This window comes from Blastococcus sp. PRF04-17 (assembly GCF_023016265.1).
Lineage (GTDB): Bacteria > Actinomycetota > Actinomycetes > Mycobacteriales > Geodermatophilaceae > Blastococcus_B.
On sequence record NZ_CP095412.1, the window covers coordinates 1,014,396 to 1,038,141 of the forward strand.

Sequence of the window (23,746 nt, forward strand, 5' to 3'; positions counted from 1 at the left end):
GGCGTCAGCCGCGATCGGGCAGCGCGTTCCACTCCGCCCAGGAGAGGTCACGGCCCACGTACCGGGGGCGGGCGGGGAGCGGCCACACCTCCTCCAGCCAGCGCGGCACCAATTCGTCGAACGCCCGCTCGACGTCGCTGCCGACGAGCTCGTCGACGACCCACCAGGAGACCTCGGCGCCGGCCTCGCCCTGCTTCTCGGGCGGATCGACGTAGAGGCAGCCGAGCAGCTCGGCCTCGTCCTCCTCGAACAGGCCGTACAGGAAGCTCTCGTGGGCGGCGATCTCGCGCTCGTGGTGGGCGAGGTCGTCGCGGTCGGCCTCGATCGTCATGTGCGCCGGCGGCCAGCCCCACGCCTCCCCGTAGATCGACCACAGCCGCTCGCGGGAGCCCATGACGGCCGGGTAGTCGATCTCGGTGTCGGCCGCGCCCATGGGGCGCAGGTGCTGCCCCGTCGGCAGGTCCACGCGGGTCGGGTGCGCGAAGTCGTCGGGGAGCCAGGCCACGGCGCCACGCTATCGGGCGGTCCTGCCCGGGTGAACCTGCAGGTCGGGGCCGCGTGTCATTAGCCTGCGGCCATGACCGAGACCGGCGAGTCCGTCGACTGGGCGGCCGTCGAACGGCGGGAGCGCCGATCCGGCGGGCCGGCGTTCCTCGTCTCCGCGGCGTTCTTCGCGGCCATCGTGCTGCTCACCGGGCGCTTCGTGCTGAGGGAGGGCAGTGCGGCCTGGCTCGCGGTGGGGATCTTCCTCGCCGGTTTCGCCCTCCTCCAGGCGGTCGTGGTGCTCCGCGCCCGCACCGGCCCGCGCGCCCGCATGCTGCGGTTCCGCTACGCGCTGCGGCATCGCGTCGACCCGGGGCCGGGCGTGCGTGAGCGGGTCGATGTCGCCGCCCGCCAGCTCTCGGGCATGCGCACCCTGGGGTGGATCTTCCCGCTGACTCCCGCGGCGCTGTTGCTGGGGGCTCGGTGGGACCGGCCACTGACGACCGTGCCGGCCGCCCTGGTCGTCGCCGGGGCGACCGTCGCGTTCGTCGTCCACTGGCGCCGGACGACGGCCGCGGCGCGCCGCTGGGTGGCCGACCCGCCGGGACCGGCGCGCGAGGTGCCACCGCCGACGCGCCGCGAGCGACTGACGTCCGGCCGCGGCCTCCTGTGGCTCCTCGTGGGCACGCTGGTGATCGGAGTCGGCGTGGGCCTGGTCGGCGTGCTGGTGTTCGGCGACTGACGCCGGTCAGCGGGTGCGGCGGAGCAGCGCCATGAACATGGCGTCGGTGCCGTGCCGGTGCGGCCACAGCTGCCCGTACTCACCGCGGGCCATGTCGGGCACCTCCGGGAACAGCGGCGCGACCGGCAGCACCTCGACGTCGTCGCGGGCCGCGGCGGCGTCCACGACCTCGACGGTCTCCGCCGTGTGCGGGGAGCAGGTCACGTAGGCGACGACCCCGCCGGGGCGCACCGAGGCGAGCGCACTGTCCAGCAGGGCGGTCTGCAGCTCGACCAGCGGGGGGACGTCGTCCGGCGTCCGACGCCAGCGCACCTCGGGCGGCGGCGCAGGGGCCCCGAGCCCCGTGCAGGGGGCGTCGAGCAGCACGCGGTCGAAGGTGCCGGGTGCCCACGGCGGCGCCGTGCTGTCGGCGGTGAGCACCTCGACGTCGTCCTCACCGGACAGCGCCGTGCGGACGAGCTCGGCCCGGTGCGGGGCACGGTCGGCTGCGGTCAGCCGTACGCCGGCCCGGCCGGACGGCGGCCAGCACCCCCGACTTGCCGCCGGGCCCGGCGCACACGTCCAGCCATGCGGTGTCGCGACCTTCGAGCGGCGCGCGGGTCAGCAGGAGGGCCGCGAGCTGGCTGCCCTCGTCCTGCACGGCGGCGTCCCCGGACCGCACGGACCGGAGCCGTCCTGGGTCGCCCGAGGGCAGCCGGACGGCATACGGCGACCACGGCCCCGGCTGCCCGCCCGACTCCTCGGCGAGCGCCGCCCGGTCGATCCGGCGGGCCACCAGGTGCACCTCCGGCGCCGCGTCGTCGGCGAGCAGCGCCGGCTCGACCTCGTCCGCCCGGTCGAGCGCGTCCCGCCACGCGCCGACGATCCAGCGCGGATGGTCGGTGGCCAGCGCCAGCCGCTCGTCGCCGTCGGCCCCCAGCCGGTCCAGCCACGCCGCCCGGTCGCCGCCCGCGGCCACCTTGCGCAGGACGGCGTTGACCAGACCGGAAGCGCCGGTGCCGACGATCGCGCGGGTGAGGTCGACGGTGGTGTCCACCGCAGCGTGCGACGGCACGCGCAGGTCGATCAGCTGGTAGACGCCCAGTCGCAGCAGATCGAGCACCCGCGGGTCGAGGTCGGCCAGCGGGCGGGACACGAGGCCGGCCAGGATCGCGTCGAGCGTGCCCTGGGCGCGCAGCGTGCCGTAGGCCAGCTGCGTGGCGAAGGCGGCGTCCCGCTCGTCGAGCTCGGGCCGTTCGCGCAGCAGCTGCGGCAGGAGCAGGTTGGCGTAGGCGTCCCGAGAGGTGACGCCGTCCAGCACGTCGTAGGCGGTCAGCCGGGCGCCGTCCAGCCGGGGACGGCGGGTCGCGGGGTGCCGTCGGCGTCCCGGACCCGAACCACCCTTCCGGCGGGGCGGCGAGCTCACGTGCCCACCCGTTCCCCCGCGGCCGGGCGGGCGCCGCGGGCCCAGTCGGCGGCCGGGAACATGCGCTTGCCGGCGGGCTGGACCTCGCCCAGCCGCACCGCGCCGTTGCCCGTGCCGACGCAGACCTCGCGCCCGTCGACCGCCAGCTCGCCGGGCGCGAGGTCCGGGCCGTCCGGCAGGGGCGTGACGGGCCCGAGTCGCAGCCGCTCGCCGCGCCACGTCGTCCAGGCGCCCGGGGCCGGCGTGACGCCGCGGATGCGCCGGTCGACCACGTGCGCGGGCAGCGCCCAGTCGACGCGGGCGTCGGCGGTCTCGATCCGCGGGGCGAGGCTGATGCCCTCGGCCGCTGCGGGCGCGCCTCGAGGGTGCCGTCGGCGATGCCGTCGAGGGTGGCCACCAGCAGGGCGGCGCCGCTGACCGAGAGCCGGCCGAGCAGGTCGCCGGCGGTGTCGCGTGGACCGATCGCCTCGGTCACGGTGCCGAAGACCGGACCGGTGTCGAGCCCCGCCTCCAGGCGGAAGGTCGCCGCACCGGTGATCTCGTCGCCGGCCATGATCGCGTGCTGCACCGGCGCCGCGCCCCGCCAGGCGGGCAGCAGCGAGAAGTGCAGGTTGATCCAGCCGTGCCGCGGCAGGTCGAGGGCGGCCCGCGGGATCAGCGCACCGTAGGCGACGACCGGTGCGGCGTCGACGTCGAGGGTGGCCAGCTGCTCGAGGAACTCCGGCTCGCGCGGCGACCGCGGCTGCAGGACGGGAATCCCGGCGGCGTCGGCCCGCTCGGCGACCGGTGACCGGCTGAGCCTCCGGCCGCGGCCGGAGGGGGCGTCGGGCCGGGTGAGCACCGCGACCACCTCGTGCCGCGACGCCAGCAGCGCCTCGAGCGACGGAACGGCCGGCTCCGGCGTGCCGGCGAACAGGAGCCTCAGTGGGGGCTCACCTTCACGACGGGAGCCGGTGCCGGGAGGTAGGCCTGCTCGCCGGTCCACTCGGCCGCGGCGAGCTCGGCCAGTGCGGCGGCCCGCGCCTCGGCGTCCAGCCGGTCGACGAACAGGACCCCCTCGAGGTGGTCGGTCTCGTGCTGGATGGCGCGGGCGAGCAGCTCCGACCCCTCCACCTCGACCGGTTCGCCGTGCATGTTCCAGCCGCTGGCCACGACGTGCAGGTGGCGGCGGCAGTCCCAGCGGTAGCCCGGGATGGACAGGCAGCCCTCCGGCGCCTCCTCGGTCTCCTCGCCCACCGGGAGGACGTCCGGGTTCACCAGGTGGCCGACCTCGCCGTCGACGTACCAGGTGAACACCCGGAGCCCGACACCGATCTGCGGAGCGGCCAGGCCGGCGCCGCCCGCGGCGAACATCGTCTCGGTCAGGTCGCCGACCAGCTGCCGGAGCTCCTTGTCGAAGTCCACGACAGGGGTCGCCGGGGTGCGCAGCACCGGGTCGCCGAACAGCCGGATCGGGGTCACGCTCACCGCTCGATCCTAGGCGGCGTCCGCGTCAGCCCAGCGCGACGACCGCCACCCCGCGACCGTGATCATCGTCAAGTGGCTGCCGGACACGCTGGAGGCAGCAGCCACCTGCCGATGATCACGGGGTGATTCAGGCCAGGTCGAGGGGGTCGAGCTGCACGCGCACGTGCTCGGCGACCTTCCTGGCGCTGCGCACGCCCTGCACCTCGCTGAGCGCGTGCGCCAGCGCCACTCCCTCGGTGCGCGGCACCCGCACCAGATAGCGCTCCCGCTCGCCCTCCTGGCCGGGCCGGGGCGGCTCCGGCACCGGGCCCAGCAGGTCGGCGCCCTCGGGCAGCCGCAGGTCGTCGAGGAACTCCGCGAGGGCTGCGGGCGAACCGGAGAGCGCGGCGATGCGGGTGGCCGGGGGAAAGCCCAGTTCCCGCCGGTCGGCGAGCTCGCGGGCGGCCAGCCCCGCCGGATCCCAGCGGACCAGCGCTTGGACGACGGGGTGCGCGGCGTCGGCCGCGACGACGACCGCCCCTCCCGTGGCGGCCGGCCGGACGAGGGCGGCGGCGTTCATCCAGCGGCGCAGGGCCTCCTCGCCGGCCCGCAGGTCGGCCCGGCCGAGCAGCGCCCAGGAGTCGAGCAGCAGCGCCGCGCCGTAGCCGCCCTCGGCCACCGGCTCCGCGCCCGGGGTGGACACCACCAGCGACGGCCCGGCGGGCACCGTAGCGAGCACGCCCGACGTGCTGCCGGAGGTGCGGACCGTCGTCCCCGGGAACGCCCGGGCGAGCTCCTCGGCCGTCCGCGACTCCCCCACCACCGCCGCGCGCAGCTTGGTCCCGTGGCAGTGCGGGCAGTCGAACGTCGCCGCCGGCCGGGCGCACCAACGGCAGGCGGGGATCCGGGCACCGCCCGGACCGGGACGTGGCGAGATGCCCAGCGGCCCGGCGCAGTGTGCGCACCGGGCCGGCAACCGGCAGCGGGCGCAGGACAGCGAGGGCACGTAGCCGCGGCGGGGCACCTGCACCAGCACCGGCGCGCCACCGGCGAGGGCCTTCCGCGCGACCTCGTGCGCCAGCGAGGGCAGCCGGGCGGAACGGGCTGCGGGGTCGCGGGCCAGCTCGAAGTCGTCGCCGAGGGCTTGGACCCGCGGCGCGGCCGACCGCAGGACCACGCGATCGGCGACCAGTTCGTGCGCCCAGCCGGACTCCACGAGCAGCGCCGCCTCGGCGGTCCGCGCGGTACCGGCGACGACGGCCGCGCAGCTGTCCAGCCAGGCCCGCTGGACCAGCACGTCGCGCACGTGCGGATAGGGGGCGTGCTCGTCGGCGTGCAGGTCGTCGCCGTCGTCCCAGACGACGACGAGCCCCATGTCCCGGACCGGCGCGAACATCGCCGAGCGGGTGCCCAGGACCACCTGGGCGGCGCCGCGGGAGGCGGCGAGGAAGGAGCGGTAGCGCTTCTCGGGCGAGTCGTCGGCGCGCAACACCGTGTACGAGTGCTCCGGCAGCAGCCGCGCCGCTGCGGCGGTGAGCCGGTCCAGGTCGCGGCCGTCGGGGACGACGACCAGCGCGCCCCGCCGTCCGGCGAGCGCGGCCTGGCACAGCTCGACCAGGCGGGCGGGCCAGTCCTCCCCGGGCAGCGCCGTCCAGACCGCTCGGGCGGGCCGCCCCTCCGCCAGGGCGGTCAGCAGCCCCGGGCCGGCGGAGTACCGGGCGAAGCCAGCAGGGTCGGGCGCCCCGGGAAGGGCCGCCGGCGTCGGGGTGTCGCGCTTCTCGGCGGCGGCGCGGCGCGGGGGCAGCGCCAGCCGCAGGACGTCGCCCATGGTGCCGGCGTACCGGTCGGCCACCTGCCGGGCCAGGCGGGCGACCTGCGGGGTGAGCACCGGCTCGCCGGAGGGTACGTGCGCCAGCGGCAGCAGCTTGCCGGAGAAGTCCGTGGCGTCGTCCAGCGACAGCACGAACCCGTCGAGCAGCTGCCCGCTGAACCGGACCCGCACCCGGCAGCCGGGCCGCACCACGTCGGCGAACTTCTCGGGGACGGCGTAGTCGAAGGGCCGGTCCAGGTGGGCCAGGGGCACATCGACGACGACCCGGGCCACCAACGGGCGGCCCGGGTCGCCGGCAGAAGGACCCGCTTCCGCCCACTCCTCGCGAGCTCGGAGCGGGCCCCTGAAGCGGGCCTGAGTGTCCTCGCTCAGACGCCCACGGCCGAGCGGAGCGCGTCGACGCGGTCGGTCTTCTCCCACGGCAGGTCGACGTCGGTGCGGCCGAAGTGACCGTAGGCCGCGGTCGGGGCGTAGATCGGCCGCAGCAGGTCGAGGTCGCGCACGATCGCGCCGGGGCGCAGGTCGAACACGGTGCTGATCGCCTTCTCGAGGACGTCGTCGGCCACCGTGCCCGTGCCGAAGGTCTCGACGAACAGGCCGACCGGGTGGGCGGCGCCGATCGCGTAGGCGACCTGGACCTCGCAGCGCTTGGCCAGCCCGGCCGCCACCACGTTCTTGGCGACCCAGCGCATGGCGTAGGCGGCGGAGCGGTCGACCTTCGACGGGTCCTTGCCCGAGAAGGCGCCACCGCCGTGGCGGGCCATGCCGCCGTACGTGTCGACGATGATCTTGCGGCCGGTCAACCCGGCATCGCCCATGGGGCCGCCGATGACGAACTTGCCGGTCGGGTTGACCAGCAGGCGGTAGCCGTCGGTGGGCAGGCCGAGCGCGGCGAGCTCGGGCTCGACGACGAGCTCCTTGATGTCGGGGGTGAGCAGCTGGTCGATCGAGATGTCCTCGGCGTGCTGCGAGGAGACGACGACGGTCTCGACGGCGACCGGCTGGTCGTCCTCGTAGACGACCGTGACCTGGGTCTTGCCGTCGGGGCGCAGGTAGGGCACCGACCCGTCCTTGCGGACGGCGGACAGCCGGCGGGCCAGGCGGTGGGCCAGCGCGATCGGCAACGGCATGAGCTCGGGCGTCTCGTCGGTCGCGTAGCCGAACATGAGGCCCTGGTCACCGGCACCCTGGCGGGCGATCTCGTCCTCGTCGGTGTGGGTGCGTGCCTCGTAGGCGGTGTCGACGCCCTGGGCGATGTCGGGAGACTGCGCACCGATCGAGACGCTCACGCCGCAGGACGCGCCGTCGAAGCCCTTGCGGGAGGAGTCGTAGCCGATGCGGAGCACCGTGTCGCGGACGATGGCGGCGATGTCCACGTAGCCGGCGGTGGTGACCTCACCGGCGATGTGGACCTGGCCGGTGGTGATCAGGGTCTCGACGGCGACGCGGCTCTTCGGGTCCTGCGCGAGCATCGCGTCGAGGATCGAGTCGCTGATCTGGTCGGCGATCTTGTCCGGGTGGCCCTCGGTCACCGACTCGGAGGTGAAGAGACGGCGTGGCATGTCGGTACTCCTGGGTCGGCGATAGGCGTCGGCGGGCCGGACGTCGCACGACCCGACGGGAACGTTACCTGGCCGAGACCGGCGGCCGGCAGCTGCCGGGGGAACCCCCTACGGCTGGGACGGGCGGGGCGACTGAGACGTGATCGTCGCCCAGATCCCCGCGGCGACGGCGTCCTTGCTGCCGTGCGGCACCTCGGTGGCCGAGCCGTCGGCGGCGAGGACGACCGCCGCGTTGTCGGGCCGCCCGAACGCCTGCCCGGCGGAGACGTCGTTGACCACCAGCACGTCGCAGCCCTTGCGGGTCAGCTTGGCCCGCGCGTGGGCGAGCACGTCGCCGTCCTCGTCGCCGGTCTCGGCCGCGAAGCCGACCACCAGCTGGCCCGGCGCCCGCCGGGCCACCAGCTCCACGAGGACGTCGGGGTTGCGGACCAGCGGCACCGCGCTCGGCTCGGCGGCCGAGCCCTTCTTCAGCTTGGTGGACGCGGCGTGCTCGGGCCGGAAGTCGGCGACCGCCGCGGCCATCACGACGACGTCGGCCTCCTTGGCCTCCGCGAGCATCGCCGCGCGCAGCTCCTCCGCCGTCCCGACCGGGACGACCCGGGCGCCGAACGGCGCCGGCATGTCGACGTTCGCGGCGACCAGGACGACCTCGGCGCCGCGGGCGGCGGCCACGCGGGCCAGCGCCCAGCCCTGCTTGCCCGACGAACGGTTGCCCAGGTAGCGCACCGGGTCCAGCGGTTCGCGCGTTCCGCCGGCGCTGATGACCACGCGCCGTCCGGTCAGGTCCGGTGCCAGGGCGTCCGCACCCTGCTGCAGCGCGACGAGGGCCAGCGCGGCGATGTCGGCGGGTTCGGGCAGCCGGCCGGGCCCCGAGTCGGGGCCGGTGAGCCGGCCGACCGCCGGAGGGAGGACGACGGCGCCGCGGCGACGGAGGGTGGCCACGTTGTCCTGCGTCGCCGGGTGCAGCCACATCTCGGTGTGCATCGCGGGCACGAAGACCACCGGGCAGGAGGCGGTCAGCAACGTGGCGGTGAGCAGGTCGTCGGCGCGGCCCATGGCGGCGCGGGCGAGCAGGTCGGCGGTGGCCGGGGCGACGACGACCAGATCAGCCGACTGCCCGATGCGCACGTGCGCCACCTCGGGGACGTCGGACCAGACGTCGGTGGTGACCGGGTTGCCCGACAGCGCCTCGAAGGTGGCCGCGCCCACGAAGTGCAGGGCACCCGGCGTCGGGACGACACGGACGTCGTGGCCTGCCTCGGTGAACGCGCGCAGCACGAAGGCGGCCTTGTAGGCGGCCACTCCCCCGCTGACACCCAGCACGATGCGACTCACGGGTTCCATCCTCCCAACACGACGAAGCACCCGGCAGGGACTGCCGGGTGCTTCGTCATCAGTTCGGGGTGTTGCTCAGTTCTCACCCGCGGTGTGGGTCAGCAGACCCTCGTTGATCTCGCGGAGCGTGATGGAGAGCGGCTTCTCCTGCGGAGCGGTGTCGACCAGCGGGCCGACGTACTCCAGCAGACCCTCCGACAGCTGGCTGTAGTAGGCGTTGATCTGCCGCGCGCGCTTGGCGGCGAAGATGACCAGGCCGTACTTGCTGCTGGTGCGCTCGAGCAGCTCGTCGATCGGCGGGTTGGTGATGCCCTCGGGGGCAGGTGCGACTCCGGACACGGGCGGGCGTGCTCCTCAGTAGATCGGGAAAAAGCGCTGCACCTGTTCGGCTGCTCAGCGGAGACCGGGTGCGGGCGCAGTCAGCAAGCCTACCAACTCGTCGGCGGCACGAGCCACGTCGTCGTTGACCACCACCACGTCGAACTCCCCGGCCGCGTCCAGCTCGGCCTGGGCGAGGGCGAGTCGACGCTCCTGCACCGCCGGCGGCTCCGACCCTCGCCCGGCCAGCCGGGTCACCAGCTCCGCCCAGGACGGCGGCGCGAGGAAGACCAGCTGGGCCTCCGGGTCACGGGCCCGCACCTGGCGGGCGCCCTGCAGCTCGATCTCGAGCAGCGCCGGCTGGCCCGTCGCCAGCCGGTCCCGCACCGGGCCGGCCGGCGTCCCGTAGCGGTTGCCCGCGTACTCCGCCCACTCGAGCAGGCCGTCGGTGGCGACCAGCCGGTCGAACTCGGCGTCGTCGACGAACCAGTAGTGGTCGCCGTCGCGCTCTCCCGGACGAGGGCGACGGGTGGTGACCGACACCGACACCCAGACGTCGGGGTGCCGGCGCCGGACCTCCGCCACGACCGTGCCCTTGCCGACCCCGGAGGGGCCGGAGAGCACGGTGAGCCGTGCCGGTGTTGCTGTTGCCACTCGTCGTCCTCGTCCGGGTCGTGTCCGCCGCGGAGGTCAGGGGGAGACCTGGTCACCCCCGAACTCCGTCTCGAGCGCCTTGCGCTGGTTCGCCCCCAAGCCACGGACTCGACGCGTCGGGGAGATCTCCAGGCGTTCCATGATCTTCGCAGCCCGCGCCTTGCCGACTCCGGGCAGGGACTCCAGGACGGCGGAGACGCGCATCTTGCCGATCACCTCGTCGGTCTCGCCCTGCTTGAGGACGTCGCCGACCGTGGCGCCCTTGCTCTTGAGGCGCTCACGCAGTTCGGCCCGCGCCTTGCGGGCCGCGGCCGCCTTCTCCAGGGCAGCGGCGCGTTGTTCCGGGGACAGGTCAGGCAGGGGCATGGCGGACCCAATCGTGTCGTTCGCCGGCCGGTCTTCGACGCGGCGTCTTGTCGTGCACTCCGAAGGGGATGGGCTCTCCTCTGAGCCGCACGGCCAACCTAGTTCCCGACAAATCCGCTGGTCACGCCCCCTCCCCGCGGATTTGCGATCCGTATGTGTCGGAGGCCGTCACACCGTGTTCCGCCACGCCGTGACACTGGGTCATCACTGCAGGTCAGCAGCACTTCTCCGCGGAGGGGTTCCGGATGAGTGGTGCGCAACCGGGTGGGGGGCCTCCGTGTCGACACGCCGACACCACCTCCTCGGGACGCTGCCGAACGCCCACGACCGGAGCCGAACCACCACCCGGCGAGGGCCGCGAGCAGCAGCAGGCCGAGGACCACCAGCGCCGCGCCGATCAGGTGCCCGCGGGTCCACGAGCCGGTGCCGTCGCCGAAGAAGACGACGCGCACCGGCTCGCCCGGCTGGAGCGGCGTGTAGGCCGACCAGTCGAAGTCCCGCCCCCGGCGGATCGGCTCGCCGACCAGAGCACGGTGATCCCCACGGCGACCAGCACCCAGCCGAACGCCGCCAACGCGGCCGGCACGCGGTTCACGCCGTCGGGTCCGTCCGCTGCGGAACCCGGTGAAGGGGGGCGGCTAGCTAGGAGGCGAAGCCAGCGAGAAAGCCGGCGATCTGGTGCGAGGCGTGGCGCTCGAGCTGATCTCCGGGAATGTCGTACGTGCGGGTCGTCGAATCCGACCTGACGTGCCGAAGCATCCTTTGCACGTCCCGCAGCGGGATGCCGTGGTCGAGCGCGGCCGTTGCGACAGATCTGAGCAGCGCGTGTGGCGAGATCGGCCGACTGATGCCGGCGACCTTAGCGGTTCGGGCGACGTAGCGGTGGACGGCGCGACGGTCCATCGCGGCCCCCGCCTGTGTGCGGAGAAGAGGGCCGCTCTCGCGGCCATCCACGGCAGCCTCGATGGCCGAAAGAGCTGGAAGTGGGACAGGTATCCTCGCCGGTCGACCACCATTGCCCATGAAGTTCAGGATCCTGTACCCGCGACTCTGGCTCAGTGCCTCCACTCGCAGACTGGCCATCTCCGTCGCGCGCAGCCCCATTACTGCCAAGGCGGCAATGGCGTGTTCTGAAGGGCCGAGCTCGCGTGCTGTCTTGAGGTAAGCAGCAAGTTCGAGGGCGGTAAGGACCTCTCGCCGCTGCGATGCGGCGTGGACCTTCGGCCGCATGATGCGGGCGCAGGGGTCACGTTCGATGAGCTCGTCGTTGTAGGCCTCGCGGTATATCGAGGCGACCACGTCGTAATGCTGGGCAACGTAAGCCTGCTTGTAGTTTCTCGCTTCGATCTCGCGCAGCCACATCTCCACCTCGGGCCTACGGGCGGCCATTGGGTCAACGCCCCGCCCAATGCACCACTCGGTCCAGCGCGGCAGGATCCGGCTCCATGTCTGCTGAGTGGAAGGCTTGAATCGGGACAGCCATGCCGTCGCATGCGAATCCCACGCGGCGTTCCCGGTCAGCGGCAGAATGATGTCTTCACGGTTTGGCATGGGCCGTGCTCCAAGGGTGCTCCGGGTGTCGTCAAGGGCCTAACTCATCCGCAACCACCAGCCCTTGTCGGCACCGTAGCCTAGTCGAACATACTGACGAAAACTCAGATGCTCGGGGCACTGACGGGCTGGGCCGCGAGGAGCCATGCAAGGTGCGCCGATCGGATGCAGGCTTCTGGTGATCGCCCGCCGAGCAGCCAGCCGCCGAGCGCCGCGAGGGCGGCGAGGCGGCGAGGCCGGCGAGGCCCGGTGACGGCGAGAACCCCGCCCAGGATCTGCCCGGCCCTGAGGGCACGGACGGAATCGCACGCCAACGGCTCGTAGCTGCCCTCGTAGACCACGAACTCGGGACCGGCCACGACCGGATCCGGTACGGCGACGACCGCGAGCACCGCGCCAACGACGACGACGGCTGCGGCCAGGACGGCCACGACTACGCGTGGGCGCCTCATGACGTGGCTGCTGCCGCCGAAGGGCCCGTGCGGCGACCCGGAGGTATCCGCCCGACGCCGCCAGCACCAGAACGCCGGTCACGACCAGCGCGGCACCGATGGTGTGCTAACTGGTCCAGAGCACGAGCCAGGCGTCCGATGCGGTAGGTCAGCCCGAGCGTGCTCTCGTAGCGGACTCCTGTTCTAGGTGTACTGACCAGCGACGTTGGTTGAGGGCGTGTGACCACTCGATCTGACTGATCGATCTTGTGGAGGGAGGACCTCCGGACGTGGAGTGGAGCTGCTGAAGGCACCCGCTCACACGAACCGGAGGTCCTCGTGGCCCACGCTAACGCTGCCCTGACTCCCCGCCACCGTCTCAAGCTCGCGCGCGCCGTAGTGGAGGACGGCTGGACGATCGCCTACGCCGCGGCGGTGTTCAACGTCGCCTGGCCCACCGCGAAACGGTGGGCCGACCGGTACCGCACCGGCGGGCCGGCGGCGATGGAGGACCGCAGCTCCCGTCCGCACAGCTGCCCTCGGCGGACTCCCCGGCCGGTGGTGCGCAAGATCGTGCACCTGCGGTGGAAAAAGCGCCTCGGGCCGGTGCAGATCGCCGACCGCCTCGGCCTGGCCCCCTCCACGGTGCATGCGGTGCTGGTCCGCTGCCGGATCAACCGGCTCTCCCACGTCGACCGGGCCACCGGGGAGCCGATCCGCCGCTACGAACACGCCCATCCCGGTTCGCTGCTGCACGTCGACGTGAAGAAGCTGGGCAACATCCCCCGACGGGGGCGGCTGGCGCTACGTCGGCCGCGCCCAGGGCGACAAGAACCGAGCCGCCACCCCAGGCAAGCCGCGCAACGCGCACTACAACCCCAAGCTCGGCACCGCGTTCGTGCACACCGTGGTCGATGACCACAGCCGCGTGGCCTACGCCGAGATCCACGACGACGAGACCGCCGCCACCGCCATCGGCGTGCTGCGCCGGGCGACCGCCTGGTTCGCCGCCCGCGGCGTCACCGTCGAGCGAGTGCTGTCTGACAACGGCTCGGCCTACCGCTCCCACGCCTGGCGCGACGCCTGCGCCGAACTCGGGATCAAACCCAAGCGGACCCGGCCCTACCGGCCACAGACCAACGGCAAGATCGAGCGCTTCCACCGCACCATGGCAGACGGCTGGGCCTTCGCCCGGATGTTCCTCAGCGAATCAGCGCGCCGAAAGGCCCTGCCGGCCTGGCTGCACGAGTACAACCATCACCGGCCCCACACCGCGATCGGCAACCGTCCGCCCATCACCCGCTTGACCAACGTGTCCGGGCAGTACATCTAGGGCCGCGTATGCCGATCAGCCGTAATCGCCCGCTCTGCCGCCCCCGGCGCGGCGAGGACGACGGCGCCGACGACAAGCACCAGGCCCAACCCGGCCAGGATCCGCGGCAGGGCCCGCCTCATCCGGCCAGCTCCTCCGTCCACCGGTCCGCGGCGGCGCGCAGCGCGGCCCGGTCCGGTCCGGCGGCCAGCACGTCGCGGGAGACCGTGGGGACGACGGCGGCGTCGGTCCCGAACAGCCGCCGGAGGTCGGGCACCGACCCGCCCTGGGCCCCCAGCCCCGGCGCCAGGACCGGTCCGCCCAGCCCGGCGAGGTCGACGTCCAGCTCGCGCAGCGTCGCCCCGACCACCAGCCCGAAGGATCCGGTCGTGGGCCCGAACCGGCTCGCCACGTCGCGCACCGAGCCGATGTCGGGGAGGGGGTCCCCGACCACCCAGCCCGGGGTGTTCCAGCCGCGCACCGTGTCGACGACGACCTGCGCCACCGACCGTTCCCCCACTCCGTCCGTCACGAGGGCGTGCTGCAGCGTGCCGGCGTCCGGGTTGGAGGTGCGGGCCAGGACGAACAGCCCGCCGCCGGTGAGCCGGGCGGTGTCGACGGCGGGCTGCAGGGAGCCGGGGCCGAGGAAGGGGCTCACGGTCATCGCGTCGACGGCGAGCGGGTGCTCGGGCCGCAGGTAATCGGCGTAGGCGTCCATCGTCGAGCCGATGTCACCCCGCTTGGCGTCGAGCAGCACCAGTGAGCCGGCGGCCCGGGCGCGGACGACGGCGTCCTCGAGCACGGCGAGCCCCCGAGAACCGTGCCGTTCGTAGAAGGCCAGCTGCGGTTTGAGGACGGCGACGGTGCCGGCCAGGGCGTCGACGACCGCGTCGGTGAACCGGGCCAGGCCCTCGGGGCTGTCGGGCAGCTCCCACTTCTCGAGGAGCGGCACGTGCGGGTCGATGCCCACGCACAGGGGCCCGCGGGCGGCCACGGCATCGGCGAGGCGCCGTCCGAAGGGGAGCGTCATCGGTGCGCGTACCCGACGGCCTCGCGCAGGGTCGCGAATCCGCGGTGCGCGAGGGCTGCGGCCAGCTCGGTGTGGACGCGCGTGCACGCCGACGGGTCGTTGAAGACCGCCGTCCCGACGGAGACCGCCGACGCGCCGGCGAGGACGAACTGGAGGGCGTCCAGACCGCTGCGGATGCCGCCCATGCCCAGGATCGGCACCTCGGGCAGGGCCTGGTGGACCTGCCACACGCAGCGCAGGGCGACCGGGCGGATGGCCGGGCCGGAGAGCCCGCCGGTCACGCCGCCCAGCACCGGCTTCATGGTGTCGGGGTCGATGACCAGGCCGAGCAGCGTGTTGATCATCGAGAGCCCGTCGGCGCCGGCGTCGGTGACCGCCCGGGCGACGCGCACGATGTCGGTGACGTCGGGGCTGAGCTTGGCGTACACGGGCTGGGCCGGGTCGGCGGCGGCCCGGACGGCGCCGACGACGTCGGACGCGGCGACCGGGTCGCAGGCGAACACCTCGCCGCGGCTCTCGACGTTGGGGCAGCTGATGTTGACCTCGAGGCCGAGCACACCCGGCACGCCGCGCAGCCGGGTGGCGAGCTCGGCGAAGTCCTCGACCCGCGTGCCGGCGATCGAGACGAAGGTGCGCGCACCGCGCTCGGCCAGCCACGGCAAGTCGTCGGCGAGCAGGCCGTCGATGCCCGGCCCCTGCAGGCCGATCGAGTTGAGCATGCCGCTGGGCGTCTCGGCCATGCGCGGGGTGGGCCGACCCGACCGTGGGCGCAGCTGCACCGACTTGGTGACGACCGCACCCAGGGCGGTGAGGTCGACGAACGGCTCCAGCTCCTGCCCGAAGGCGGAGCAGCCCGACGCGGTGAGCACCGGTCCGGGGATCTCGACGGCGCCCAGGGACGTCCGCATGTCCACGGCCGTGTCCACGGCGGTCACGGGGCCACCACGCCCATCGCGTCGGCGCCGACGACGTCCCACGGCAGGGAGCCCACGTCGGCGAAGCGCACCCGGTCCCCGCCGAAGACCGGGCCCTCGGTGCACGACCGCGAGAAGCGGGTGCGCCCGTCCTCGCCGACCACCGGCAGCACGCAGGTCATGCAGACCCCGATCCCGCAGGCCATCGACTCCTCGACGGCGACGTAGGACGGCACGCCGGCGGCGGTCGCCTGCTCGGCCACGGCGCGGAGCATGCCCATCGGTCCGCAGGCGTAGACCACGCCGACCCGCTCCAGGACCTCGGCCGACGCGTCGGTGACCCAACCGTGCCGGCCGGCGCTGCCGTCGTCGGTCGTGACGACGACCTCGCCGTACCCGGCCAGCTCGACCACCGACGAGAGCCGGTCGGCCGTGGCCGCGCCGCAGATCGCGGTCACCGGCGAACCGGCGGCGTGCAGCCGCGCCGCCTGACCCACGAGCGCGGCGGCACCGTAGCCGCCGCCGACCAGCAGCGTCGGCGTCCCGGGCTCCGGCATCGGATACGGCCGGCCCAGGGGCCCGACGACGTCCACGGTGTCGCCCGGCCGCAGCGCCGCCAGCCAGGTCGACCCCGGCCCGTGCGGAGCCACGACCACCGTGACGACGCCGTCGGCCGCAGCCGCGATGGCGATCGAGCGGCGCAGCAGGTGCGCCGACGTCGCCCCGCCGACGGCGAAGGCCACGAACTGCCCCGGCTGCGTGCGCTCGGCGATCTCGGGGGCGGCCAGGGTCAGCTCCACGTAGGCGCCCATCGGCCGTGCGCCGGACACCGCGACGACCCGTTGCACCGGCGGCCGCGCCGCCCTCGGCGCCGGCTCGGTCAAGGAGCCACTTCCGCGGTTCTGGCTCCCCGCAGGAGGACCGGAACCGCGGTTCTGGTCGTTCACGAGGCGCTCCGGGACGACGCCAGGTCCCCGTGCAGCTCCTGCAGGCTGCGGACGCCGATGTCGCCGCGGCGCAGCGCCTCGACGCCCTGCACCGCCGCCGCCATGCCCTGCACGGTGGTGATGCACGGGATGCCGGCGGCCACCGCGGCGGTGCGGATCTCGTAGCCGTCCAGCCGCGGCCCGCTGTTGCCCGGCGAGCCGAACGGCGTGTTGACGACGATGTCGACGTCCCCGGCGAGGATCCGCTCGACCACGTTGCCGGGGCCCTCGCTGTACTTGCCGACCACCTCGCACTCGACGCCGTTGCGGCGCAGCACCTGCGCGGTGCCCGACGTCGCCAGGACCTGGAAGCCGAGGTCGGCCAGCCGCTTGACCGGGAAGATCGCCGAGCGCTTGTCGCGGTTGGCCAGCGAGACGAACACCGTGCCCTCCGTCGGGAGCGACCCGTAGGCCGCGGCCTGCGACTTGGCGAACGCCGTTCCGAAGCCGGTGTCGAGGCCCATCACCTCGCCGGTGGACTTCATCTCCGGCCCGAGGACGGTGTCGACGCCGTGGCCCTCGACCGTGCGGAACCGGTGGAAGGGCAGCACCGCCTCCTTGACCGCGATCGGCATGTGCTCGGGCAGGTCCGCGCCGTCGCCGGTCGGCGGCAGCACCCCGGCCCTCCGCAGGTCGGCGATGGTCTCCCCCACCGCGATGCGCGCCGCCGCCTTCGCCAGCTGCACCGCAGTCGCCTTGGAGACGAACGGCACGGTGCGGCTGGCCCGGGGGTTGGCCTCGATCACGAAGAGGATGTCGTCCTTGATCGCGTACTGGACGTTGACCAGGCCGCGAACGCCGATCCGCGCGGCGAGCTTCTCCGTGGCCGCCCGGATGCGGACCAGGTCGGCGTTGCCGAGCGTGGTCGGGGGCAGCGCGCAGGCCGAGTCGCCCGAGTGGATGCCGGCCTCCTCGATGTGCTCCATCACGCCGCCGAGGTAGAGCTCGGTGCCGTCGTAGAGGGCGTCGACGTCGATCTCGACGGCGTCCTCCAGGAACCGGTCGACCAGCACCGGGTGCGCCGGGCTGACGTCGGTCGCCTTGGCGATGTAGGCCTCGAGGGTGGCGTCGTCGTAGACGATCTCCATGCCGCGCCCGCCCAGCACGTACGAGGGCCGCACCAGCACCGGGTAGCCGATGCGGGCGGCGATCTCGTGCGCCTCGGCGAAGGTCGTCGCCGTGCCGTGGGCGGGCGCCGGCAGGCCGGTGTCGGACAGCACCCGGGAGAACGAGCCGCGGTGCTCCGCGTCGTCGATCGCCTCCGGCGCGGTGCCGAGCACCGGCACGCCGGCGTCCTTGAGCCGCTGGGCCAGGGCGAGCGGCGTCTGCCCGCCCAGGGTGCAGATGACCCCGGCGACCGGGCCGGCCGCGCGCTCCGCCTCGACCACTTCGAGCACGTCCTCGAAGGTGAGCGGCTCGAAGTAGAGGCGGTCGGCGGTGTCGTAGTCGGTCGAGACCGTCTCGGGGTTGCAGTTGACCATCACGGCCTCGTAGCCGGCGTCCTGCAGCGCCATGACGGCGTGCACGCACGAGTAGTCGAACTCGATGCCCTGGCCGATCCGGTTGGGCCCCGACCCGAGGATCAGCACGGCCGGCTTCTCCCGGGGCTGCACCTCGTTCTCCTCGTCGTAGGAGGAGTAGTGGTACGGCGTGCGGGCGGCGAACTCGGCCGCGCACGTGTCGACGGTCTTGTAGACCGGCCGGATGCCCAGCCGCCAGCGCAGCGACCGGACGCCGTCCTCACCGGCCAGCTCCGGCCGCAGGGCGGCGATCTGCCGGTCGGAGAGGCCGTACCGCTTCGAGCGGCGCAGCAGTTCCGGTGTGAGCGACGGCGCGTCGCGCACCTCGTCGGCGACCTCGCGCACCAGCGCGATCTGGTCGACGAACCACGGGTCGAACCCGCTGGCAGCCGCGACGTCGTCGACCGTCGCGCCGGCGGCCAGCGCCTGCTCGGCGAGGTAGAGCCGGCCGTCGACGGGTGTGCGCAGCGCGTCCAACAGTTCCTCGGCGGTGCGCACGTCCTCTCCCCCGGTCCAGAAGCCGGCCACCTTGGTCTCGGTGGACCGCATCGCCTTGCCCAGCGCCTCGGGGAAGTTGCGGCCCATCGCCATGACCTCGCCGACGCTCTTCATCGTCGTGGTGAGGCGCGGGTCGGCGCCCGGGAACTTCTCGAAGGCGAACCGCGGGATCTTCACCACGACGTAGTCGAGGGTCGGCTCGAAGGCGGCCGGGGTCACGCCGGTGATGTCGTTGGTGATCTCGTCGAGGGTGTAGCCGATCGCGAGCTTGGCGGCGATCTTGGCGATCGGGAAGCCGGTGGCCTTCGACGCCAGCGCCGAGGACCGGGACACCCGCGGGTTCATCTCGATGACGACCAGGCGCCCGGTCCCCGGATGGACGGCGAACTGGATGTTGCAGCCGCCGGTGTCCACGCCGACCTCGCGCAGCACGGCGATGCCGACGTCGCGCATGTGCTGGTACTCGCGGTCGGTGAGCGTCATCGCCGGGGCGACGGTGACCGAGTCGCCGGTGTGCACGCCCATCGCGTCGATGTTCTCGATCGAGCAGACGACCACGACGTTGTCGCTGCGGTCGCGCATCAGCTCGAGCTCGTACTCCTTCCAGCCGAGCACGCTCTCCTCGATGAGCACGGTGTGCACCGGGGAGTCGGCCAGGCCGTGGCCGGCCATGCGGCGCAGCATCGGCTCGTCGGTGGCGATGCCTGAGCCGAGGCCGCCCATCGTGAAGCTGGGCCGGATGACGACCGGGTAGCCCACGTCGGCCGCGGTCTCCAGCGCCTCGTCGACGGACGCGCACACCTTCGACCGGGGGGCGTCGGCGCCGATCGACCGGACGATGTCCTTGAACAGCTGCCGGTCCTCACCCCGGTTGATCGCGTCGACGTCGGCACCGATCAACTGGACGCCGTACTTGTCCAGCACCCCGTTCTCGAAGAGCCCGATGGCGATGTTGAGCGCGGTCTGCCCGCCGAGCGTGGCCAGCAACGCGTCGGGGCGCTCCTTGGCGATGACCTTCTCGACGAACTCCGGCGTGAGGGGCTCGACGTACGTGGCGTCGGCGACCTCGGGGTCGGTCATGATCGTCGCCGGGTTGCTGTTCACGAGGCTGACCCGCAGGCCCTCGTCCTTGAGCACGCGGCAGGCCTGGGTGCCGGAGTAGTCGAACTCGGCGGCCTGGCCGATGAGGATCGGCCCGGAGCCGATCACCATCACGTGGTGGATGTCTGCGCGCTTAGGCACGGCTGGCCCCGTCCTCCAGCCGCGTCGGCTGGATCTTGTTCTCAGCGGGTCGTCCACCGTCGAGCTCAGCCACGCTCGTCCTCCATCAGGTCGACGAACCGCTGGAAGAGCGGCGAGGCGTCGTGCGGCCCGGCCGCTGACTCGGGGTGGAACTGGACGCTGAAGGCCGGCGCCTCGAGCAGGCGCAGGCCCTCGACGACGTCGTCGTTGAGCCCCACGTGGCTGACCTCGACCGGCCCGTACGGGGTGTCGGTGGGCCGGTCCAGCGGGGCGTCGACGGCGAACCCGTGGTTGTGGCTGGTGACCCGGACGGTGCCGCTCACCCGGTCGAGCACCGGCTGGTTCAGGCCGCGGTGGCCGAAGCGCAGCTTGTACGTGCCCAGGCCCAGCGCCCGGCCGAGGATCTGGTTGCCGAAGCAGATGCCGAACAGCGGCCGGCGGGCGTCCAGCACCCCCCGCACCGCCGCCACCGCGTAGTCGGCGGCGGCCGGGTCACCCGGGCCGTTGGAGAGGAAGACGCCGTCGGGCCCCCGCTCGAGCAGCTCGGCCGCGGTCGCGGTGCTCGGCAGCACGTGGGTCTCGACGCCGAGGTCGGCCAGGTGGCGCGGGGTGGCGGTCTTGATACCGAGGTCGAGGGCGGCGATCGTGAACCGCTTCTCCCCCACCGCTGGGACGACGTAGGGCTCACCGGTGCTCACCTGGGGCGCGAGGTCCGCGCCCACCATGCTGTCGGCGTCCCGCACCCGGGCCAGCAGCCGGTCGGCGTCGTCGTGCTCGCTGGTGATGCCGACCCGCATGGCGCCGCGGTCGCGCAGGTGCCGGGTCAGCGCCCGCGTGTCGATGCCGCTGATGCCGACCACGCCCTGCGCGGCCAGTTCGTCGTCCAGGCTGCCCGTGGCCCGCCAGTTGGCCGGGCGGCGGGCCGGGTCGCGGACGACGAAACCGGCCACCCACATCCGGCGGCTCTCGTCGTCCTCGCCGTTGACCCCGGTGTTGCCGATGTGCGGGGCCGTCATGACCACGACCTGACGGTGGTAACTGGGGTCGGTCAGCGTCTCCTGGTAGCCGGTCATGCCGGTGGCGAACACCGCCTCGCCGACCGTCGTCCCGCGGGCGCCGTAGGCCTCGCCCCGGAACGTCCTGCCGTCCTCGAGCACGAGGATCGCGTCGCTCACCGTGTCGCCTTTCCGTCGAGCACCGTCGCCGTCCCCCGGAGGAACGTCGCGACGATCCGGCCCGGGAGCTCCCGACCGGCGTAGGGGCTGTTGCGGCTGCGGCTGGCCAGCGCGGCCGGATCGACAGGAGCCCGGCTCGCGGGGTCCAGCAGCAGCAGGTTGGCCGGCTCGCCGGCGGCCAGCGGGCGGCCGTGGTGGGCCAGCCGGCCGATCGCGGCCGGGCGGACCGACATGCGGTCGGCGACGCCCCGCCAGTCGAGCAGGCCGGTCTCGACCATTGCCTCGAGGACGACGGACAGCGCCTGCTCCAGCCCGAGCATGCCGGGCCGGGCCTGCGCCCACTCGCTCTCCTTGTCCTCCACCGCGTGCGGGGCGTGGTCGGTGGCGACGGCGTCGATCGTGCCGTCGGCCAATCCGAGCCTGAGGGCTGCGACATCGTCGTCCGTGCGCAGGGGCGGGTTCACCTTGAACACCGGGTCGTAGCTCTCGGCGCAGGCGTCGGTCAGCAGCAGGTGGTGCGGCGTCACCTCGGCCGTCACCTGGACACCGCGGCCCTTCGCCCAGCGCAGGAGCTCCACCGAGCCGGCGGTCGACACGTGGCAGACGTGCAGCCGGGCGCCGACGTGGCCCGCGAGCAGCACGTCGCGGGCGATGATCGCCTCCTCCGCGGCGGCCGGCCAGCCGGTCAGGCCGAGGCGGGCCGAGCGGTCGCCCTCGTGCATCTGGGCACCGGCGGTGAGCCGCGGCTCCTCGGCGTGCTGGGCGACGACGCCGTCGAAGGCCTTGACGTACTCCAGCGCGCGGCGCATGAGCGCCGGGTCGGCGACGCAGTGCCCGTCGTCGGAGAAGACGCGCACCCGGGCGGCCGAGTCGGCCATCGCCCCGAGCTCGGCCAGCCGCTCGCCCCTCAGCCCGACGGTCACCGCGCCCACCGGGACGACGTCGACCAGGCCGGCCTGCTCGCCGAGCCGCCACACCTGCTCGACGACGCCCGCCGTGTCGGCGACCGGGTCGGTGTTGGCCATGGCGTGCACCGCGGTGAACCCGCCGAGGGCGGCCGCGCGGCTGCCGGTCTCGACGGTCTCGGCGTCCTCCCGACCCGGCTCGCGCAGGTGCGTGTGCAGGTCGACCAGGCCGGGCAGGGCGATCAGCCCGGCGGCGTCGACGACCTCGGCGCCGGTGGACGACAGCGCGTCGCCGATCGCGACGATCCGTCCGTCCTCCACCAGGATGTCGGCGGGGTCGCCGCCGTACGGGCTGGCGCCCCTGATCAGGTAGCTCATGCGGGGCCGCCTCCCAGCAGCAGGTAGAGCACGGCCATGCGCACGGAGACCCCGTTGCCGACCTGCTCGACGATCGTGGAGCGCACCGAGTCGGCCACCTCGGCGGCGATCTCCATGCCGCGGTTCATCGGGCCGGGGTGCATGACGATGGCGTCGTCGGCCAGGGCCGCCATGCGCCGTGCGTCCAGGCCGTAGCGGCGGCTGTACTCGCGGGCGCTCGGGAAGAACGAGGCGTTCATCCGCTCGGCCTGCACCCGCAGCATCATCACGACGTCGGCCTTGGGCAGGACGGCGTCCAGGTCGTAGCTCACCTCGGCGGGCCAGCTGCCGACCCCGACCGGCAGCAGGGTCGGCGGGGCGACCAGGGTGACCTCGGCCCCCAGGGTGTGCAGCAGGCCGACGTTGGAACGGGCGACCCGGCTGTGCAGGACGTCGCCGACGATCGCCACCCGCACGCCCTCGAGCCGGCCCAGCCGCTGCCGGATCGTGTACGCGTCGAGCAGGGCCTGGGTGGGGTGCTCGTGGGTGCCGTCGCCGGCGTTGACCACGCTGCCGCGCACCCAGTTGGCCAGCCGGTGCGGGGCACCGGACGCCGAGTGCCGGACGACGATGGCGTCGCTGCCCATGGCCTCCAGGGTCAGCGCGGTGTCCTTGAGGCTCTCGCCCTTGCTGACGCTCGACCCCTTCGCCGAGAAGTTGATGACGTCGGCGGAGAGGCGCTTGGCCGCCAGCTCGAAGGAGATGCGCGTGCGGGTGGAGTCCTCGAAGAAGAGGTTGACCACGGTGCGGCCGCGCAGCGTCGGCAGCTTCTTGACCTCGCGGCCGGTCAGCGCCTGGTCGATCTGGGCGGCCGTGTCGAGGACCAGCGTCGCGTCGGTGCGGTCGAGGTCGGCCGCTTCCAGCAGGTGCCGCTTCACTGTGGGTCCCCCTCGATGAGCAGTACCTCGTCGGTGCCGTCGACCTCGGCGAGGTGCACCTTCACCTGCTGGCTGCGGGAGGTCGGCACGTTCTTGCCGACGAAGTCCGCGCGGATCGGCAGTTCGCGGTGGCCGCGGTCGACCAGCACCGCGAGCTGCACGCTGCGGGGCCGGCCGAGGTCGCGCAGGGCGTCCAGCGCCGCGCGGACCGACCGGCCCGAGTACAGGACGTCGTCCACGAGGACGACGAGCCGGCCGTCGATGCCGGCGTCCGGGAGCACCGTGGGCTCCAGGGCACGGACGCCGCGGAGCCGCAGATCGTCGCGGTAGAGGGTGATGTCGGCGGTGCCGACGTCGACCGGCGTGCCGGTGAAGGCCTCGATGCGGCCGGCCAGCCGGCGGGCCAACGGGGCGCCGCGGGTGGGGATGCCGACCAGCACGAGGTCGGAGAGCCCGCCGTCGGCCGATTCAGGATTCGCCGCCGCCGCCCGCTCGATGAGCTGGTGCGCGATGCGGTCGACGACGCGGGAGACATCGGCTGCGGAGAGCAACGCGCCGGTAGCCGGCACCTTCTCCCGGGCAGCCTCGGACGAGCCGGCCATGTGGCCTCCTTCCCCGCCTCACGGGACGGGTCGTTAAAGGAGTGGGTTGGACCGGCGACGACGGTACTGCACGAGTCCCGTCGACCGTGTGGCGCCTGTGACGGCTCTGGTCAGGGCCGCAACGCGTGACCGTGAGCAACCGG

General features: G+C 73.7%; 22 protein-coding genes and 2 pseudogenes. 2 read left to right on the forward strand and 22 right to left on the reverse strand.

The window, feature by feature from the left end; genetic code table 11:
• Nucleotides 1-4: 4 nt before the first annotated feature.
• On the reverse strand, nt 5-505 hold the full coding sequence (locus tag MVA48_RS05110; protein ID WP_246986499.1) for a hypothetical protein: 501 nt from the start codon (nt 503-505) through the stop codon (nt 5-7).
• A gap of 72 nt (nt 506-577) precedes the next feature.
• Between MVA48_RS05110 and MVA48_RS05115 the strand changes: the two genes are divergently transcribed.
• Nucleotides 578-1,225, forward strand: a complete 648-nt coding sequence (locus MVA48_RS05115; protein ID WP_246986501.1) for a hypothetical protein — start codon at nt 578-580, stop codon at nt 1,223-1,225.
• A 6-nt stretch (nt 1,226-1,231) separates the two neighbouring features.
• Here MVA48_RS05115 and MVA48_RS05120 read toward each other — a convergent pair whose 3' ends face one another.
• The 13 genes and pseudogenes from MVA48_RS05120 to MVA48_RS05180 form a co-directional block, all read right to left on the reverse strand.
• Nucleotides 1,232-1,720, reverse strand: coding sequence for an RsmB/NOP family class I SAM-dependent RNA methyltransferase (locus tag MVA48_RS05120; protein WP_371821218.1), 489 nt, complete (start codon nt 1,718-1,720; stop codon nt 1,232-1,234).
• Nucleotides 1,659-2,630: a transcription antitermination factor NusB gene (locus tag MVA48_RS05125; protein ID WP_246986503.1), complete on the reverse strand. Its 972-nt coding sequence runs from the start codon at nt 2,628-2,630 to the stop codon at nt 1,659-1,661. Before MVA48_RS05125 ends, MVA48_RS05120 begins: the two co-directional genes overlap by 62 nt.
• Nucleotides 2,627-2,902 (reverse strand): hypothetical protein, encoded by a 276-nt coding sequence (locus MVA48_RS05130; RefSeq protein WP_246986505.1) that lies wholly within the window; start codon nt 2,900-2,902, stop codon nt 2,627-2,629. The genes MVA48_RS05125 and MVA48_RS05130 overlap by 4 nt, the downstream gene beginning before the upstream one ends.
• A 176-nt stretch (nt 2,903-3,078) precedes the next feature.
• Nucleotides 3,079-3,615: pseudogene (locus MVA48_RS05135) on the reverse strand (methionyl-tRNA formyltransferase); the annotation flags it as partial.
• Nucleotides 3,552-4,097: a peptide deformylase gene (def, locus tag MVA48_RS05140; RefSeq protein ID WP_246986507.1), complete on the reverse strand. Its 546-nt coding sequence runs from the start codon at nt 4,095-4,097 to the stop codon at nt 3,552-3,554. The gene def and the pseudogene MVA48_RS05135, both read right to left, overlap by 64 nt.
• 127 nt (nt 4,098-4,224) lie before the next feature.
• Nucleotides 4,225-6,180, reverse strand: coding sequence for a primosomal protein N' (locus tag MVA48_RS05145; RefSeq protein ID WP_246986509.1), 1,956 nt, complete (start codon nt 6,178-6,180; stop codon nt 4,225-4,227).
• A 95-nt stretch (nt 6,181-6,275) separates the two neighbouring features.
• Nucleotides 6,276-7,469: a methionine adenosyltransferase gene (gene metK, locus MVA48_RS05150; protein WP_246986511.1), complete on the reverse strand. Its 1,194-nt coding sequence runs from the start codon at nt 7,467-7,469 to the stop codon at nt 6,276-6,278.
• Between the two features lie 108 nt (nt 7,470-7,577).
• Nucleotides 7,578-8,804, reverse strand: coding sequence for a bifunctional phosphopantothenoylcysteine decarboxylase/phosphopantothenate--cysteine ligase CoaBC (coaBC, locus tag MVA48_RS05155; RefSeq protein WP_246986513.1), 1,227 nt, complete (start codon nt 8,802-8,804; stop codon nt 7,578-7,580).
• Between the two features lie 75 nt (nt 8,805-8,879).
• Nucleotides 8,880-9,143: a DNA-directed RNA polymerase subunit omega gene (rpoZ, locus tag MVA48_RS05160; protein WP_246986515.1), complete on the reverse strand. Its 264-nt coding sequence runs from the start codon at nt 9,141-9,143 to the stop codon at nt 8,880-8,882.
• A 54-nt stretch (nt 9,144-9,197) separates the two neighbouring features.
• Nucleotides 9,198-9,776: a guanylate kinase gene (gene gmk / locus MVA48_RS05165; RefSeq protein WP_246986518.1), complete on the reverse strand. Its 579-nt coding sequence runs from the start codon at nt 9,774-9,776 to the stop codon at nt 9,198-9,200.
• Between the two features lie 36 nt (nt 9,777-9,812).
• Entirely contained in the window at nt 9,813-10,142 is a 330-nt protein-coding gene (mihF, locus tag MVA48_RS05170) for an integration host factor, actinobacterial type (protein WP_246986520.1), read from the reverse strand.
• A 642-nt stretch (nt 10,143-10,784) separates the two neighbouring features.
• Nucleotides 10,785-11,504 (reverse strand): tyrosine-type recombinase/integrase, encoded by a 720-nt coding sequence (locus MVA48_RS05175; RefSeq protein ID WP_246986522.1) that lies wholly within the window; start codon nt 11,502-11,504, stop codon nt 10,785-10,787.
• Between the two features lie 293 nt (nt 11,505-11,797).
• Entirely contained in the window at nt 11,798-12,124 is a 327-nt protein-coding gene (locus tag MVA48_RS05180) for a hypothetical protein (protein WP_246986524.1), read from the reverse strand.
• A 339-nt stretch (nt 12,125-12,463) separates the two neighbouring features.
• On the opposite strand from MVA48_RS05180, the pseudogene MVA48_RS05185 reads away from it, so the two are divergent.
• Nucleotides 12,464-13,457: pseudogene (locus tag MVA48_RS05185) on the forward strand (IS481 family transposase).
• 118 nt (nt 13,458-13,575) lie between these two features.
• Here the strand turns inward: MVA48_RS05185 and pyrF are convergent.
• From pyrF to pyrR, 8 genes are all read right to left on the reverse strand, one after another.
• Nucleotides 13,576-14,466 (reverse strand): orotidine-5'-phosphate decarboxylase, encoded by an 891-nt coding sequence (gene pyrF, locus MVA48_RS05190; protein ID WP_246986526.1) that lies wholly within the window; start codon nt 14,464-14,466, stop codon nt 13,576-13,578.
• Nucleotides 14,463-15,401, reverse strand: a complete 939-nt coding sequence (locus MVA48_RS05195) for a dihydroorotate dehydrogenase (protein WP_246986528.1) — start codon at nt 15,399-15,401, stop codon at nt 14,463-14,465. The genes pyrF and MVA48_RS05195 overlap by 4 nt, the downstream gene beginning before the upstream one ends.
• Entirely contained in the window at nt 15,398-16,264 is an 867-nt protein-coding gene (locus MVA48_RS05200) for a dihydroorotate dehydrogenase electron transfer subunit (protein ID WP_246986530.1), read from the reverse strand. The genes MVA48_RS05195 and MVA48_RS05200 overlap by 4 nt, the downstream gene beginning before the upstream one ends.
• 59 nt (nt 16,265-16,323) lie before the next feature.
• The gene (gene carB, locus MVA48_RS05205; protein ID WP_246986532.1) at nt 16,324-19,626 is read right to left on the reverse strand and encodes a carbamoyl-phosphate synthase large subunit; all 3,303 of its coding nucleotides are present in this window, start codon (nt 19,624-19,626) and stop codon (nt 16,324-16,326) included.
• Nucleotides 19,627-19,691: 65 nt separating this feature from the next.
• The gene (gene carA / locus MVA48_RS05210; RefSeq protein ID WP_246986534.1) at nt 19,692-20,801 is read right to left on the reverse strand and encodes a glutamine-hydrolyzing carbamoyl-phosphate synthase small subunit; all 1,110 of its coding nucleotides are present in this window, start codon (nt 20,799-20,801) and stop codon (nt 19,692-19,694) included.
• Nucleotides 20,798-22,084 carry a dihydroorotase gene (locus MVA48_RS05215; protein ID WP_246986536.1) on the reverse strand — a complete coding sequence of 429 codons (1,287 nt, stop codon included), beginning with the start codon at nt 22,082-22,084 and terminating at the stop codon, nt 20,798-20,800. Before MVA48_RS05215 ends, carA begins: the two co-directional genes overlap by 4 nt.
• Nucleotides 22,081-23,001 carry an aspartate carbamoyltransferase catalytic subunit gene (locus tag MVA48_RS05220; protein WP_246986538.1) on the reverse strand — a complete coding sequence of 307 codons (921 nt, stop codon included), beginning with the start codon at nt 22,999-23,001 and terminating at the stop codon, nt 22,081-22,083. The genes MVA48_RS05215 and MVA48_RS05220 overlap by 4 nt, the downstream gene beginning before the upstream one ends.
• Nucleotides 22,998-23,603: a bifunctional pyr operon transcriptional regulator/uracil phosphoribosyltransferase PyrR gene (pyrR, locus tag MVA48_RS05225; RefSeq protein WP_246986540.1), complete on the reverse strand. Its 606-nt coding sequence runs from the start codon at nt 23,601-23,603 to the stop codon at nt 22,998-23,000. Before pyrR ends, MVA48_RS05220 begins: the two co-directional genes overlap by 4 nt.
• Nucleotides 23,604-23,746: the final 143 nt, after the last annotated feature.

What these genes read in the sequence shown, in the direction of transcription:
- MVA48_RS05115 (WP_246986501.1), top strand. Translation starts at nt 578, where the DNA reads ATGACCGAGACCGGCGAGTCCGTCGACTGGGCGGCCGTCGAACGGCGG.
- metK (WP_246986511.1), bottom strand. Translation starts at nt 7,469, where the DNA reads ATGCCACGCCGTCTCTTCACCTCCGAGTCGGTGACCGAGGGCCACCCG.
- mihF (WP_246986520.1), bottom strand. Translation starts at nt 10,142, where the DNA reads ATGCCCCTGCCTGACCTGTCCCCGGAACAACGCGCCGCTGCCCTGGAG.
- MVA48_RS05175 (WP_246986522.1), bottom strand. Translation starts at nt 11,504, where the DNA reads ATGTGGCTGCGCGAGATCGAAGCGAGAAACTACAAGCAGGCTTACGTT.
- pyrF (WP_246986526.1), bottom strand. Translation starts at nt 14,466, where the DNA reads ATGACGCTCCCCTTCGGACGGCGCCTCGCCGATGCCGTGGCCGCCCGC.
- MVA48_RS05215 (WP_246986536.1), bottom strand. Translation starts at nt 22,084, where the DNA reads ATGAGCTACCTGATCAGGGGCGCCAGCCCGTACGGCGGCGACCCCGCC.
- pyrR (WP_246986540.1), bottom strand. Translation starts at nt 23,603, where the DNA reads ATGGCCGGCTCGTCCGAGGCTGCCCGGGAGAAGGTGCCGGCTACCGGC.